At 35.0% G+C, this 15,526-nt stretch carries 11 protein-coding genes; 6 read left to right on the top strand and 5 right to left on the bottom strand.

Annotated elements, in window-relative coordinates:
- Positions 1-31: 31 nt before the first annotated feature.
- The 4 genes from ACM55H_RS02575 (at position 32) to ACM55H_RS02560 (ending at position 7,703) form a co-directional block, all read left to right on the top strand.
- A complete protein-coding gene (locus tag ACM55H_RS02575) occupies positions 32-1,540 on the top strand; it encodes a cellulase family glycosylhydrolase (protein ID WP_416835013.1) in 1,509 nt (502 codons plus the stop codon).
- A gap of 214 nt (positions 1,541-1,754) precedes the next feature.
- Positions 1,755-3,704: a sialate O-acetylesterase gene (locus tag ACM55H_RS02570; RefSeq protein WP_416835012.1), complete on the top strand. Its 1,950-nt coding sequence runs from the start codon at positions 1,755-1,757 to the stop codon at positions 3,702-3,704.
- A gap of 42 nt (positions 3,705-3,746) precedes the next feature.
- Complete coding sequence (locus ACM55H_RS02565) at positions 3,747-5,249, top strand: family 43 glycosylhydrolase (RefSeq protein ID WP_416835011.1); 1,503 nt, start codon at positions 3,747-3,749, stop codon at positions 5,247-5,249.
- A 48-nt stretch (positions 5,250-5,297) separates the two neighbouring features.
- Complete coding sequence (locus tag ACM55H_RS02560; protein ID WP_416835010.1) at positions 5,298-7,703, top strand: glycoside hydrolase family 95 protein; 2,406 nt, start codon at positions 5,298-5,300, stop codon at positions 7,701-7,703.
- Positions 7,704-7,743: 40 nt separating this feature from the next.
- On the opposite strand, the gene ACM55H_RS02555 is transcribed toward ACM55H_RS02560, so the two are convergent.
- A complete protein-coding gene (locus tag ACM55H_RS02555; RefSeq protein ID WP_416835009.1) occupies positions 7,744-8,616 on the bottom strand; it encodes an AraC family transcriptional regulator in 873 nt (290 codons plus the stop codon).
- 189 nt (positions 8,617-8,805) lie between these two features.
- Here ACM55H_RS02555 and ACM55H_RS02550 point away from each other — a divergent pair, with 189 nt between their 5' ends.
- Positions 8,806-9,402, top strand: coding sequence for a hypothetical protein (locus ACM55H_RS02550; protein WP_416835008.1), 597 nt, complete (start codon positions 8,806-8,808; stop codon positions 9,400-9,402).
- A gap of 79 nt (positions 9,403-9,481) precedes the next feature.
- Here ACM55H_RS02550 and ACM55H_RS02545 read toward each other — a convergent pair whose 3' ends face one another.
- Complete coding sequence (locus ACM55H_RS02545) at positions 9,482-10,474, bottom strand: Gfo/Idh/MocA family protein (RefSeq protein WP_416835007.1); 993 nt, start codon at positions 10,472-10,474, stop codon at positions 9,482-9,484.
- A gap of 512 nt (positions 10,475-10,986) precedes the next feature.
- Between ACM55H_RS02545 and ACM55H_RS02540 the strand changes: the two genes are divergently transcribed.
- On the top strand, positions 10,987-11,697 hold the full coding sequence (locus ACM55H_RS02540) for a hypothetical protein (RefSeq protein ID WP_416835006.1): 711 nt from the start codon (positions 10,987-10,989) through the stop codon (positions 11,695-11,697).
- Between the two features lie 83 nt (positions 11,698-11,780).
- Here ACM55H_RS02540 and ACM55H_RS02535 read toward each other — a convergent pair whose 3' ends face one another.
- From ACM55H_RS02535 to ACM55H_RS02525, 3 genes are all read right to left on the bottom strand, one after another.
- Entirely contained in the window at positions 11,781-12,497 is a 717-nt protein-coding gene (locus tag ACM55H_RS02535) for a DsbA family oxidoreductase (RefSeq protein WP_416835005.1), read from the bottom strand.
- Between the two features lie 203 nt (positions 12,498-12,700).
- Positions 12,701-14,071: an NADH-quinone oxidoreductase subunit N gene (locus ACM55H_RS02530; RefSeq protein WP_416835004.1), complete on the bottom strand. Its 1,371-nt coding sequence runs from the start codon at positions 14,069-14,071 to the stop codon at positions 12,701-12,703.
- A 12-nt stretch (positions 14,072-14,083) separates the two neighbouring features.
- On the bottom strand, positions 14,084-15,526 hold the full coding sequence (locus ACM55H_RS02525) for a complex I subunit 4 family protein (protein ID WP_416835003.1): 1,443 nt from the start codon (positions 15,524-15,526) through the stop codon (positions 14,084-14,086).

Genomic DNA, 15,526 nt, shown 5'->3' with positions numbered 1-15,526 from the left:
TCTTTATTTAAAAACTCGAAAATCTATTAAAATGAAAAAAACAGTAAGTAACCACGTATTCCCTTTTATTTTAAGTTTATTCTTATTAGCAATTTGTGCTTGTAGTAAAGACACTCCAGCTGAAGTGGTAGTAGCTAAATCACTTACTGTAGACACCAACAAAATAGAGTTTCAAAGCATAGTAAATAGTGTTGGTGTGACTATTACAAGCAATGTTGATGCTTGGACGATTAGTAGCTCAGATACAAGTTGGATAACGCTGAGCCAAGCCTCGGGAAATTCAGGTACAACTTTGGTTAATATAGCAGCCTCAGAAAATACAAGTAACGCTGTACGTTCAGCGGTTATAACCATAAAATCAAGCCAAGCAGCCTCAGTCCAAATTAATTTGACGCAACTTGGAGCTGCACCTGTTGTCGCAACCGAACTTTATCCAAGCTACAACACAAACCCTATTGCGGCCGATGCTTCTGGAATGAGTAGTACTGCTGTTCAACTTGCTGCCAAAATAAAATTAGGTTGGAATATTGGAAATACACTTGAAGCAACTGGTGGAGAAACCGCTTGGGGAAATCCAAAGGTTACAAAAGCATTGATTGATCTTGTAAAGCAAAGTGGTTTTAATGCGATTCGAATTCCTTGTTCTTGGAATCAAAATTTAGCCAATACCAGCACTGCTCAAATAAAAACAGAATGGCTAAATAGAGTTAAAGAAGTCGTTCAATACTGCGTCGACAATGACATGTATGTAATTGTCAATATCCATTGGGATGGTGGATGGCTTGAAAATAATTGTACAGAAGCCCAAAAAGAAGCCAATAATGCCAAACAAAAAGCCTTTTGGGAACAAATAGCAACTCAATTACGTGGTTTTGATGAGCATTTACTTTTTGCCAGTGCCAATGAACCAAATGTAGACAACGCAACTCAAATGGCAGTTTTAACATCATATCATCAAACGTTTATTGATGCAGTTCGTGCTACAGGAGGTAAAAATACGTATCGTACATTGGTCGTTCAAGGGCCAGCAACGGATATTGAAAAAACAAATAAACTAATGGCGACTTTGCCAACCGATAAAGTAGCGAGTCGCATGATGGTTGAGGTGCATTATTATACTCCTTATCAATTCTGTCTAATGGACAAGGATGCATCTTGGGGTAAAATGTTTTATTATTGGGGGGCAAATTATCACTCCACAACTGACACCGATAGAAATGCCACTTGGGGAGAAGAAGCCGATTTAGATAAACTTTTCTTGTCAATGAAAACGCAATTTGTAGACAAAGGAATTCCTGTTGTCTTAGGAGAGTTTGCGGCCATTCGACGTGATTTGACAGGTGACGCATTGACTTTGCACTTAGCATCAAGAGCCTATTTTTTAAAATATGTTGTAAAACAAGCCAAAGCAAACGGAATTTTACCTTTTTATTGGGATGCTGGAAACACGGGTGTTAATGCCTCTGCTATTTTTGACCGAACTAACAATACCGTATTTGATACTCAGGCTTTAACTGGATTGCTTGATGGATTGAAGTAAATTGATGGCTATATTCTAAAATAAATAGTATTAAATTTAACCACATAAGAAATACCAGATCATTTAAGTCTGAACGCAAAAAGCAATACTTATATGCTCTTATATGACAACCCTTTTCATAGCAGTGGTTTTTATTTTATTACCTGTTTAAAAGAAATGAAAGTTAATAATGCTGTTTGTTATAAAATTAAGCGTAATTTTTAAAATATAAAAAATGAAAAAAAGTATCGTATTTCTTTTTCTGATTGCTAGCATAATGGCAAATGCCAATGTTCGAATGCCTTTGTTGTTTTCTGACGGAATGGTTTTACAACGCAACAAGGCAATTCCGGTTTGGGGTTGGGCTGATGCCAATGAAAAAATCGCAGTCCACTTCAATAAACAAACCAAAACCATCAAAGCCGATGCAACCGGGAAATGGATGGTTCGTTTAGATTCTGAAAAAGCAGGCGGTCCTTTTGAATTAACCATTACAGGAAAAAACAAAATCATCATAGCCAATGTTTTGGTTGGCGAAGTTTGGATTTGCAGCGGACAATCGAACATGGAATTTCAAATGTATAAAACACTGAATTCCGAGAAAGAAATCAGCGATTCTAATTATCCTATGATTCGCCATTTTGGTGTTGCCCAAGATTTGAGTGGTTCGCCAAAAGAGGATTTAAAAGCAGGAAAATGGGCCGTTTGTAGCAAAGAAACGGTGCGTGATTTTACGGCTGTGGGTTACTTTTTTGCCAAAAAATTATATGCCGAATTAAAAATTCCAATCGGAATCATAAACACCTCTTGGGGCGGAACTTGTGTGGAGACTTGGACTAGCCGTCAAGCATTCGAAAAAAGCGATGAATTTAAAACAGTAATTGCCGATGTGCCAATGCTGAATATGGATTCTATCTCAAAATTGTATGCAAAAACAATGAAAGAAAGAGTCGAAAAAATTCAAGGAACCGAAGTGAATACCGTCAACGAAACCAGTTTTAAAGAATTAGGATTTAATGATGCGAGTTGGGCAGAACTTAACGTCCCTGGACTATGGGAAAACCAGCCATTGGGTGATTTGGACGGTGTAGTTTGGATGCGAAAAACAATAACCCTTTCGGCAGAAGATATTAAAAACGGAACTACTTTAAGTTTATCAAAAATTGATGATGAAGACATCACTTATGTAAACGGAATTGAAGTGGGTAGAAATACCCTTTGGGATGCCAAAAGATTGTATACAATCCCAGCAAATATATTGAAAGAAGGTAAAAATGTTATTGCTGTAAGAATTGTCGATAACAGTGGTGGCGGTGGAATATATGGAGAATCTTCGGATTTGAAACTAACACTTGGTAGCACAATCATTCCTTTAGAAGGAAAATGGAAGTATAAAGTGATTGTTGTAAAAACTGCTTTGTCTCCCAATAGTTACCCTTCGTTGTTGTATAATGCGATGGTCAATCCATTAATTCCGTATGCTTTTCAAGGCGTTTTATGGTATCAGGGTGAAGCCAATGTGTGGAGAGCCAAACAATACAAAAAAGCATTCCCATTGATGATAACCGATTGGAGAACAAAATGGAAGCAAGGCGATTTCCCTTTTTATTTTGTACAATTATCCACCTTCAATGAGTTCAACGGAAACAGTAAAAAAGGCAGCCGATGGGCAGAACTTCGCGAAGCGCAAACCCAAACTTTGCAATTGCCAAACACCGGAATGGCGGTAACGACAGATATTGGTAACGCAAAAGACATTCATCCCACAAACAAACAAGATGTAGGAAAACGATTGGCTGCGATTGCTTTGCATAACGCTTATGGCAAGAAAATGATTTACAGCGGACCAACTTATAAATCCTTAGAAATAAAAGGAAACCAAATAATTCTAACCTTTGATAATATCGGTAGCGGATTGTCAACGTCTGATAATGATGGAAATTTAAAAGGATTTGAAATCGCAGGTGCTGATAAAATTTTCTATGCCGCGAAAGCGATTATCAAGGATAATAAAGTAATAGTTTCTAATGAAATGGTACCAAATCCAATTGCTATTCATTACGGTTGGGCAGATGATGATACGGAGATAAACCTTTTCAATAAAGAAAATTTTCCTGCATCTCCTTTCCGAACCGATGATTGGGAAATGATTACCGCAAATGAAAAATATAAAGTCAGCAAGTAATTTAAGATTATAATCTTACAATGAAATTGTGAATTATCAATTATGAAAAAAACGATCCTATTATTTATATTCTCCCTATCGCTTGCAATCAATGCACAGCAACAGAACACGAAAGTTGGTAATGATTTTTATCAAAACCCCATATTTGCTGGAGATTACCCTGATCCATCAATAATTAGAGATGGAGAAGATTACTATATTGTACATTCTTCATTCAATTATTATCCTGGATTGCTAATCTGGACTTCCAAAGATTTAGTGAACTGGAAGCCTGCTACACACGCTCTCAAAAAAAGTGTAGGTTCAGTATGGGCTCCTGATTTGGTAAAATACAATAACAAATTTTACATCTACTTTCCGGCAAATGAAACTAATTATGTGGTATGGGCAGATGCTATAAACGGTCCTTGGAGTGATCCGATAAACTTAAAAATCGGCAATATTGATCCGGGACATTTTGTTGATGAAAAGGGGAACCGATTCCTTTATTTCAGTAATGGGAATTATGTTCCGCTAGCCAAAGATGGACTTTCAGTCGTTGGTATGGGTAAACATGTTTATGATGGGTGGAAAATACCAACGGAATGGTCTATTGAGTGTTTTTGTATGGAGGGTCCCAAAGTTTTAAAGCGAGGTAATTATTATTATCTTACTGTTGCCGAAGGAGGTACTGCAGGTCCGGCCACAAGTCATATGGTGATATCAGCAAGGTCAAAATCACCTTTAGGACCATGGGAAAACTCTCCATACAATCCAATTATCAGAACAAAAGACAGTTCCGAAAAATGGTGGTCTAAAGGTCATGCAACACTGATTGACGATGTTAATGGAAAATGGTGGATGGTTTTTCACGGTTATGAAAATGGCTATTATAACATGGGGCGGCAGACACTTCTGCAACCTGTAGAATGGACTAGTGATGGCTGGTATAAAAGTCCTGAAGCAATAAAAGCGGAAGAGCCAATTAAAAAACCGGCAGGTCAGACCTCTAAAAGTGATTTTTCCCTTTCCGATACTTTTTCAACTGCAATACTTAGTCCACAATGGCAATTCTTTAACGAGTTTGACACGAAAAGGTTTAAACTAACTAAAGACGGAATACAAATTAAAGGGAAAGGAAAAAGTATTGGTGAAAGCTCACCACTTTTATGCACGCCGTCTGACCATTCCTATGTAGCTCAAGTTGAAGTCAAAATAGAAGGTGATGCTGCGGCTGGGTTAATTCTCTTTTATGACAGTAAACTTTATACAGGAATAGCTGCCGATAAAGAGAATGTATTGGCAATTCTTAGATCATGGCAATTCCCTACTCAAAAAGGGATCAACAAAACACAGCTGTTCCTTCGTTTGGAAAAGAAAGAACAACTGGTAAATATGTTTTATAGCATTAATGGAAAAGAGTGGATGAAAATTGAAAACTCTGCAGAAGTATCCTCATTCAATCATAATGTATTGAGTGGTTTCATGAGTCTTCGATTAGGGCTTTCTGCTGTAGGTGATGGGCAGGTTATTTTTAAAAATTTTATTTACAAACCTATTTATTAAATAACAATCAATTATTTTTTTAAGTTTAAATCAGATAATTATCTACATATGAAATTAAGCTTTTTTAAAAAACTATTTCTAGTTTTCATCTGTTCCTTTTTCAGTGGAAAAGCTATAGCTCAATCCAATCATATTCTGTGGTATAACCAATCAGCTGATTTTTTTGAAGAAAGTCTGGTTTTAGGAAATGGAAAAATGGGAGCAACGGTTTTTGGAGGGGTAAATTTGGATAAAATTTATTTGAATGACATCACACTTTGGTCAGGAGAACCTGTAAATGCCAACATGAACCCTGAAGCGTATAAAAATATACCTGCAATTCGGGAAGCATTAAAAAATGAAAATTACAAACTTGCCGACGAATTGAATAAAAAAATTCAAGGTAAAAATTCCGAGTCATATGCACCATTGGGAACTATGGAAATTAATAGTCATCACTCTGGGAAAGCTTCGAATTATTATAGAGAATTGGATATTTCTAATGCCATTTCCAAAGTCAGTTATGAAATTAATGGCGTGAAATTTACTCGTGAATATTTTGTTTCGGCACCAGACCAAATCATGATAATCAAATTGACAAGCAGTCAAAAAGGGGCGTTAAATTTTGATATCAATTCTAATAGTTTATTGAAATTCAAAACAGAAACTAAAAATAATGTACTCACAATGAATGGCTTTGCACCTATTCACGAAAACCCTGGCTATCAAGTGGTGCCGTCTTTTCTTTTGGAAAAAGAAAGAGGAACACGTTTTACAACTCTGATGAAAATCAAAAATACGGACGGTACAGTTGTAAATTCCGATACGAGTTTGGGATTAAAAAACGGAACCGAAGCTTTAATTTATGTATCAATTGCAACGAGTTTTAATGGCTTTGACAAGAATCCCGCTACCGAAGGACTAAACGATAAAGCGATTGCATTAGCCAATTTGAACAAAGCATTTCTAAAATCATTCGATAAATTAAAACAATCCCATACCGCCGATTATCAAAAATTTTACAATCGAGTTAGTTTAAATCTTGGAAAAACAACAGCGCCAGATTTACCTACAGACGAGCGTTTGTTGCGCTACTCAGAAGGAAAAGAAGATAAGAATTTAGAAGTTTTGTATTTTCAATATGGACGTTATTTACTCATTAGCAGTTCCAGAACCAAAGGTGTTCCAGCCAATTTGCAAGGGCTTTGGAATCCACACCTAAACCCACCCTGGAGTTGTAATTATACTATGAATATCAATTTGGAAGAAAATTATTGGCTTGCCGAAAACACTAATCTTTCCGAATTACACCTCCCGCTTTTGAGTTTCATAAAAAACCTTTCTATAACGGGTAAAGTGACCGCCAAGACATTTTATGGCGTCAATGGCTGGGCTGCGGCTCATAATTCTGACATTTGGGCAATGACAAATCCTGTTGGGAACTTCGGAAAAGAAGACCCAAGTTGGGCATGTTGGAATACGGCAGGAGCTTGGTTAAGTACTCATATTTGGGAACATTATGTTTTTACACAAGACAAAAATTATTTAAAAAACGAAGGATATCCTATTATGAAAGGAGCCTCTCAATTCTTTTTAGAATGGATGATAACTGATAAAAATGGCTATTTAATCACTTCGCCATCAACATCTCCAGAAAATAAATACATCGCGCCCGATGGTTTCATTGGAGCCACGATGTACGGCGGAACTGCAGATTTGGCGATGATACGCGAATGTTTTGATAAAACGATTAAAGCTTCAAAAGTGTTAAATGTGGATACTGAATTTAGAGCAAAACTCGAAACAGCACTTTCAAAATTCTATCCATATCAAATAGGAAAAAAAGGAAACCTACAAGAATGGTATTTTGACTGGAACGATGAAGACCCAAAACACCGCCATCAATCGCAGCTATTCGGACTTTTTCCTGGAGACCACATTACACCATTAAAAACTCCAGACTTGGCCAGTGCTTCCAGACAAACGCTTGAAATAAAAGGCGATGAAACAACGGGTTGGTCAAAAGGCTGGCGCATTAATCTTTGGGCAAGACTTTGGGATGGTAATCATGCCTATAAAATGTTCCGGGAATTGCTTCGATATGTAGATCCTGATGGAAAAAAAACAGAGAAGTCAAGAAGAGGTGGCGGAACGTATCCTAATTTATTCGATGCGCATCCTCCTTTTCAGATAGACGGAAATTTTGGAGGGGCTGCCGCAGTAGCCGAAATGTTGGTTCAGTCTAATGAAAACGAAATCAGATTACTCCCTGCCCTACCCGATGCTTGGGAAAGTGGCGCCGTAAAAGGAATTTGTGCCAGAGGAGGATTTGTAATTTCGATGGAATGGAGCAATAAAACGGTAAAAAAAGCAACTATTTTTTCTAAAAATGGTGGAAATACAACACTTATTAATGGAGACAAAACCAAAAAAATTACTTTGAAAAAAGGACAGAAAATAGAATTAGTCTGGTAATATTTAATTTTAAGACATTTTAACTTACTGTTGAAATTCTTTATTTAAGCACAGAACTAAGTTCCTGACGGTATTGCGAAGCACTTTTACCCGTAAACTCCTTGAATGATTTATTGAAATAGCTAAAATTATTGAAACCACTTTCAAAACAGATTTCAGTAATGCTTATGGGTTTTTCTGCCAGTAGTTTAGACGCGTGGACCAAACGATAATCATTTACAAAATGAGTAAATGTTTTGTTGGTGATTTTTTTAAAATAACGGCAAAAAGAAGGCACAGTCATGCTTACCAATACAGCCACTTCTTCTAGCGTAATATGTTCCTGAAAATTATCTTTCACATAATTAAAAACCGCATTAATACGATCATTATCCTGCATCTGCATTTCCATCCTAAATCCATCAGCATTCAAAACGGTATATTCATTGGATAATTCCAGTTCATTGAGAATGCTTAACATGGTCAGCAACTTTTCAAAATGCGACTGTTTTTCCATAGATTCAATTTTCTTTCCAATATTCTTTTTAGTTTCTCCTCCAAAAGCAATTCCAGCTTTGGCTTGACTAAAAAGATTCCGAATATTCTTCATTTCGGAAATATCAAAAAAATCATTCCCCAGAAAATCCGGTTTCATCTGTATGACCGTTTCATTTTTATTCCCAGTTTCTTCGTTGGTAAACCCACAATGAGGCAAGTTACTCCCTATAAGTATTAGGTCTCCATCAGTATAATAGGATATATGGCTCCCTATTTGTCGTTTCCCAGATCCTCCATTTACAAAGACCAATTCGATTTCTGGATGATAATGCCATAAATGTGCCTTACTGTTGGCATTTTCAACATATTGAGAAAAATAAAAGGAACTCCCAAAGGATGGGGCTATAATTTCAAAGGCAGGCGGTACTATTTTCATCGACTACGTATTTAGAATTAGTACAAAATTACCTAAAACAGACACACAATTATCTTTTTTAACCTTAATCGATTTCGTAAAAGGTAAAATAGCACATAAATTAGAAAATCCTGTACTACTTCATAATGAATCTCTTAGGGTAATTTAGCATCAGATAAATAATCAATTATAAATCTAAACATTTACATTATGAAAAAGATTTTAAAATTTAGTTTAGTGTTAGCCGCAGTAGCATTAACTGCCGTAGAAGCACATGCAGGGAACGCTGATTTCTCATTAGATTTAAAAAAAGAAGAAGGAAAGACTGTAAGTTTTACTTTAAGAGAGATCAAGAAAATCGACTTGTCGATTTATGACACCAGTGACAATTTAATTTATCAAGAAAATGTTACTTCTGACGACGATATTAACAGAACATATGATTTAACGGCTTTCCCAGACGGAGTTTATTACTTACAAGCTGAAAGCGACCTTAAAATCTCAAAGTATAAAATTGAGGTTGTTGGTAAAATAGCTAAATTATCTGCTGATGCTGTTTCTGAGGTTTATAAACCTTCTTTAACAACTAAAAACGGAATAATAACACTTAACATGTTAAACGTTTCTCAAACTCCAGTTACTGTTAAAATTTACAACTCAAATGATATAGAGGTATATAAAGAAACCTTACCTTCTGAAATAAATGTGGGTAAACTATTTGATGTAAGTAACATTGAAGGAGACAGATGCACGTTTGTGATAACTTCTAACGGGAAAACTTTTATAGAAACCGTTGATGTTAAATAGTGATTAAATAAATTGTAGTAATTTGAGAAGGCTGTCTTTTTGGGATAGCCTTTTTTTTGTTTTGAACTATTTTAAATTGCTAAAGGTTTCCTATAATTTTATCCATAACCCAACTAGTATGAGCACCGGTTAATCCTGTTGAAGGATGTTTACTATTGCCAAGAAGATGTTCCCGCATTTGCTTTGCATGATACAACTGAATATTTTCTGGATGTTCAATAAAGACTTCAGTTTTTCCTTGCTCATTAGAAAGCACTAAAGGCTCATTTTCAAAGACAGAGAATGTAATTTTTCCTTTACTTCCAAAAATTTCGACTTTATCTTCCCGCTCATAACAACCAAAGTTCCAACTTCCAGTTCCAGTGATTCCAGATTCATGAACCCAACAAGCTGTAGCGGCATCTTTGGCAGAATACAATCCTTGTTGATTAAGACTTATACCTGAAACCTCTTTTATATTTCCTAAAAGATGAATAAACAAATCCAGTCCATGACTCGCCAAATCATCAAAATAACCCCCAGTAGCAATCTTAGAGTCAGTTCTCCAATTATATTCTCCAGATAAATCTTGAGTCGTTGTAGCTTTACTCAAATGCCATCTTATGTGTCTGATAGCACCAATGCTATCAGCATCCAGCCATGTTTTTATTTGTTCAAAACGAGGAAGTGTACGTCTATAATATGCAACAAACAAAGGGATATTTTTTTCTTCAAAAGCCTTATAAATGCTTAGACTATCTTGATAATTTGGTGCCAAAGGTTTTTCGATACAACAAATTTTCCCGGCTTGAGCCACCTTAAGTCCGTAAAATTTATGAGTATCCGGAGGTGTCGCAATGTAAATCGCGTCAATTTCTGGATCATTAATTAAGTCATCTCCATTAGTGTAAAATTTACTTATTCCATGTCTTTTAGCATAATCAGCGGCTTTACCAGCATCTCTTCGCATCACTGCTTCGATTGTAAAGCCTTCAGTTTTCTGGTATGCAGGACCACTTTTTACTTCAGTAACATTACCACATCCTAATATTCCCCAACGAATTACTTTTGTACTTTCACTCCTATTAATCATTTTCTATAGTTTTAAAACTAATGCTACTTATAGTATTAGTTTATTTCTTTTGTCAAGCTAATTTGAACATTACTAATTCCCCATTTACAGATAAAATACACCGTTAGGTTAAAGTAAATTTAAATATTTATTGGCAAAGACAAAACATTCATCAAGGTTATTTGACAACTATTAGAAATAAAAAATGACTTCTAATTTTAGTCTTTTCATTGCTGTAGTAACTATTATCAGTTATTGAATTATGTAAAAAGCCAAGAAAAAATATCCTTAAAGGAAAATTACACTTAAAAAAAACATAAATATTCGTTCCTTAAAAATTATATTATTTATTTATTTAAGAATATCAATTCGTTGATTTTAAGTATTTTAAACATTAAAAAACAATTCACATTTCATAAGCACGAAACCGTTATTCAAAACTTTGGCACGCTACTTGGATATACCTTATCAAATAAGTAAAAAAGCGTAAGCCGAAAAGCTCGAGAGTAGGCAAAACCCAAATTATATTGATTATGAAAAAAATTACCCTTTTAGTAGCTAGTATCTTCCTTATTGGAGGTGGTGTAGCGAATGCAAGAGAAAAAACGAATTTTTCTCTTGAAAGAAGATCCCCTGTTGATTTTAGAAATGCGGAACCAATTGTGTTCACCGAAAGAGGAATCGAATTTTTTGTATTCCCTGACGGACAATTTGATTTCAATACACGTCCATCAAATGGTAATGATATGTATTATAAATCAACCCGAACAAGTGCAGTAAACAAAACGTATGGTGCGCCCACAAATTATCGAAATGAAAATTACGGTGTAAAAGTGGAACATGATAATTCTGGTAAAGTAAGACGTATTGGAAATGTATTTATCAACTATGATTCAAATGATAGAATTAAACGAGTTGGTTCAGTATACATGTCTTACAACCGTTACGCCTTAGAGCAAGTTGGTGGATTGCAAATTATTTACAACCGTCGTGGTCAAATTGTTGATATTGTTGGAAGTGTAAAAGGGCGTAGAGCGAATGAATACAGTCAGAACAACTATGACAATAATGATCGTGATTATAGAAATAATCAAAATAACGATGACAACGACAATCGTGATTATGGGAACAACCAAAATTCAAATGATCAAGATCAATACTATTACAGAACTAATGGTACAAAAACCAAAGTTGAAGACACTAAAGTAACAGGAAGTTTAGATATCAGATTAGATAAAAGATAATTAGTTTTTTTATAAATGGTTAGTTAAAAAGTCCCGTTGATACGAATTATCAACGGGACTTTTGTTTGAAGCTATTCTCAGTTTTAGTCACAACCATTGATGTCGCAACTATTTTCAGTTGTTGTATTCAGCAAAGTTACTTTCGATTCAAATTTACCTTCTACCCATACTTTTTCCAGTGTCTGTAAAAAAGCGGCTGCGGGTTGCGCTCCGGAAATTGCATATTTATTTTCGAAAACAAAAAAGGGAACACCTTGCACACCTATTGAATTTGCCACTGCAATATCTTCATTTACTTCATTTGCAAAAGCATCAGAATACAAAACTTGTTTCATCTCTTCCGCTTCTAGCCCAACTTCAAGGCCTAATTCAGCTAAAGTATTTAAATCATTAACGTTCTTGCCATCGGTCAAATACGCTTTGAATAATAGTTCTTCTAAATCATTTGCCAGATTGTACTTTTTGGCCAAATGCAACAGACGATGTGCATTCAATGAATTCGCAAGAACTGCTTTTTCAAAATGGAAATCCAATCCTGCCGCCTTTGCATTTTGAGTCATGTTATCGAGCATGTTTTGAGCCCAATCCCTATCTTTTCTGTATTTTTCTGCTAAATGTTCTGCCATATTATCGTCAGGAGACGCAATAAAACCAGCATCTAATTGAAAGCTTTTCCATTCAATGGCAACAGCATCTTTATGTTCAAAAAGCTGCAATGCTTCTTCAATCCTTCTTTTTCCTATATAACAAAACGGACACATGATATCCGACCAGATTTGTATTTTTAATTTATTTTCCATCTTCATTTATTTAATTGAAATTCAAAATTGAATTTATAAGGCAAAATTAATCAATTCGGTTTTAGGCTTTTTGAGTTTTGGAATTTTATTATAAATACCCGAATAGTAAATATTTATTACAATCAAGGAAATAGAAAATCTTTGAAACAAAAAAACCATCAAAATTACTCTTGATGGTTTTTGTATATTTTTAAAACTTTGGTTTATCCCAATAAATCCAAAACAAAAGATGGAAACAAACCTAAGGCAATATTCAAGACAATCGCTATAACGGCAACTGCATAAATAATAACCGGCGTTCCTTTTCTTTCCTCGTTTGGTTCTTTAGTATACATTACCAAAATCAATTTGAAGTAGTACCCAACGCTTATGATAGAATTCACAACTGCTACGATTACTAAAGCCAAATAACCCGCTTGAATCGTTTGATTGAACAAAACCAATTTAGCAAAGAATCCAGCAAAAATTGGAATACCAGCCATTGAAAGTAAAGCGGCTGTAAGAATAGCTGCTAACAATGGATTTGTTTTTCCTAAACCGTGAAAATTCACAACATCTTCGTTATCTCTATTTTTACAAACGTATAAAATCACACTAAAAGCTGCGATTCCAGACAGAGAATAGGCTGATGCATAATACAGCAAACTACCTGCTGAAGTGGACAAACTCAATAAAGTCATCAACATAAAACCAGCATGAGAAATCCCTGAAAAAGCCAACATACGTTTCACGTTTGTTTGTCTTAAGGCCATAATATTACCAACAGTCATGGAAGCCATAGAAATAACGACTACAATAGTTTTGAATGCCTCTGAAATATCAGCATTCATAACGTAAAGCAATTTGTATAAAGTCGCCATGGCAACTACTTTTGCCAAAGTGCTCATCAATGCTGTTGTCAATGCAGGAGAACCTTCGTAAACGTCCGGTGCCCAAAAATGAAAAGGAACGGCAGCAACTTTGAATAACATCCCAATCGTTAACAATACAATCCCAATTGGAAACCAAATTGGCAATTCCGCCGATTGTGATAATTCGCTGATTTCAGTAACGTCAAAACTTCCCATCGCTCCGTAAATTAAACAAATACCAAAAAGAATAATTCCCGAAGCAAAAGAGCCCATTAAGAAATACTTCATTCCCGCTTCGTTACTTTTTAAATTCATACGGTCACTTGCCGCAAGAATATAAAGTGATATGGATAATACTTCGATTCCCAAAAAGAACATCGCTAAGTTCCCAAAAGAAACCATCGCCACTGCTCCCGCCAATAAAAACACTTTTATCGCAATAAAATCAGAAATTTTAGATTGATGATTTTCGTAAAAATTATGTCCTAAAGCCACTAAGAAAATAGTAAGCACAATAAACAAAGAAGAAAATACAGTTGAAAATTTACTAACAATAATCATATTGTTATAGTAACTCTGTGTGGAATTAAATTCAGATATCGTTAAACCAAGAACTGCCAATAATCCAATAATCGTTATTGGAACTATAGCTTTCCTTAAATTAAAAATTTCAAATAAAAGGCATAAAACACCTAATCCTATTATAGCTATTAATGTATTCATTTTTTATTTGACTTAGTTAATTCGGTTTATTTGAGTTAAAATTTCTTCAAGACTTGGTGTGATCAAATCAATGATTGGTTTTGGATACATTCCAAAAAAGAACAGGACAGCAATTACAATTACCAAAGTTATTCCTTCATTGATAGTTACATCGGCAAAAAGTTTTGAATTGGTTTCGCCTAACATAGCATGTTGAAACATTTTCAACATATAATATGCTCCTAAAATTATAGTTAATCCTCCTAAAATGGCAAACCAAATATTTATTTGTGAAAGACTGTATAAAACGGTGAATTCTCCAACAAAGTTAAAAGTAGTTGGCAATGCTACTGAAGCCAAAACCAAAATTAAAAACATGGATGTGAATTTTGGTGTTTGAGCACGAATACCTCCCATTTCAGCAATTGCTCTGGTTTCATATCTTCTGAAAATAATCTCAGCAACAAAAAACAATCCAACAACCACAAAACCGTGTGCAATCATTTGTAAAACTGCTCCACGCAATCCGTCTAATGTCAACGTGTAGGTTCCGGCAGCTATTAATCCAACGTGTGCCAAAGAAGAATACGCTAATAATTTCTTCAAGTCTTTTTGTCTCAATGCTACAATTGAACCGTAAATTACACCTGCTATTCCAAGTCCAATAAAGAGGAACATGTATTCTTTAGCGGCTAGTGGTGCTAGCGGTAATTGCCAACGGATAACGCTGTACAATCCCATTTTTAGCATAATACCCGACAAAAGCATCGTTCCAACAGTTGGTGCTTTTTGGTACACATTAGCCTGCCAAGTGTGGAAAGGAATCAATGGAATCTTAATAGCATAAGCCAAGAAGAAAGCCAAGAATATCCATAATTGTTCGGTTGCAGATAAATTCAATTTATATAAATCTTCCAATAAAAGACTACCCGCTTTTTGATACATATAAACAAAAGCCACAAGCATAAATAATGAGCCTGCAAGCGTATAGATAAAGAATTTAACTACTGCTTTTTTGCGTTCTTCTGTGTCTCCGTTACCCCATATTAATGCGATAAAGTAAATAGGAATCAATGATAATTCCCAAAATATATAATATAAAAGACCGTCTGATGCTAAGAATGTTCCCGCCATTGCAAATGACATAAACAGAATTAAGGCATAAAATGATTTTGAATTTTTATATTCATTTCCAAAAGAAGAGAAAATAATAATTGGAGTCAAAACCGTAGTCAATAAAAGCATTGCCAGCGAAAGTCCGTCTGCTTTTAAAGCAAAAGAAATATTAGGTTTTGTAATCCACTGTTTGATGAAACTGATATTTTCACCTAAATTATAGTGATTTAATAATACAATAGAACAGCCTGCAGCAGCCAACCCAAAGAACAAAGCCACTTTTGAAGCTAGTTTATCGCCTGCAAGAAAAGTTGCAAACGAACCAACTAAAAGTATAATTAATATTAGAGATACATTCAT

The organism is Flavobacterium cryoconiti (assembly GCF_048158645.1).
GTDB lineage: Bacteria > Bacteroidota > Bacteroidia > Flavobacteriales > Flavobacteriaceae > Flavobacterium > Flavobacterium cryoconiti.
This window is presented reverse-complemented; position numbering and strand designations above follow the sequence as displayed.

Excerpts from the sequence above, each read along its gene's own strand:
- ACM55H_RS02540 (WP_416835006.1), top strand. The coding sequence starts at position 10,987 with ATGAAAAAAATTACCCTTTTAGTAGCTAGTATCTTCCTTATTGGAGGT.
- ACM55H_RS02530 (WP_416835004.1), bottom strand. The coding sequence starts at position 14,071 with ATGAATACATTAATAGCTATAATAGGATTAGGTGTTTTATGCCTTTTA.
- ACM55H_RS02550 (WP_416835008.1), top strand. The coding sequence starts at position 8,806 with ATGAAAAAGATTTTAAAATTTAGTTTAGTGTTAGCCGCAGTAGCATTA.
- ACM55H_RS02570 (WP_416835012.1), top strand. The coding sequence starts at position 1,755 with ATGAAAAAAAGTATCGTATTTCTTTTTCTGATTGCTAGCATAATGGCA.
- ACM55H_RS02565 (WP_416835011.1), top strand. The coding sequence starts at position 3,747 with ATGAAAAAAACGATCCTATTATTTATATTCTCCCTATCGCTTGCAATC.
- ACM55H_RS02535 (WP_416835005.1), bottom strand. The coding sequence starts at position 12,497 with ATGGAAAATAAATTAAAAATACAAATCTGGTCGGATATCATGTGTCCG.
- ACM55H_RS02560 (WP_416835010.1), top strand. The coding sequence starts at position 5,298 with ATGAAATTAAGCTTTTTTAAAAAACTATTTCTAGTTTTCATCTGTTCC.
- ACM55H_RS02555 (WP_416835009.1), bottom strand. The coding sequence starts at position 8,616 with ATGAAAATAGTACCGCCTGCCTTTGAAATTATAGCCCCATCCTTTGGG.
- ACM55H_RS02525 (WP_416835003.1), bottom strand. The coding sequence starts at position 15,526 with ATGAATGTATCTCTAATATTAATTATACTTTTAGTTGGTTCGTTTGCA.
- ACM55H_RS02575 (WP_416835013.1), top strand. The coding sequence starts at position 32 with ATGAAAAAAACAGTAAGTAACCACGTATTCCCTTTTATTTTAAGTTTA.
- ACM55H_RS02545 (WP_416835007.1), bottom strand. The coding sequence starts at position 10,474 with ATGATTAATAGGAGTGAAAGTACAAAAGTAATTCGTTGGGGAATATTA.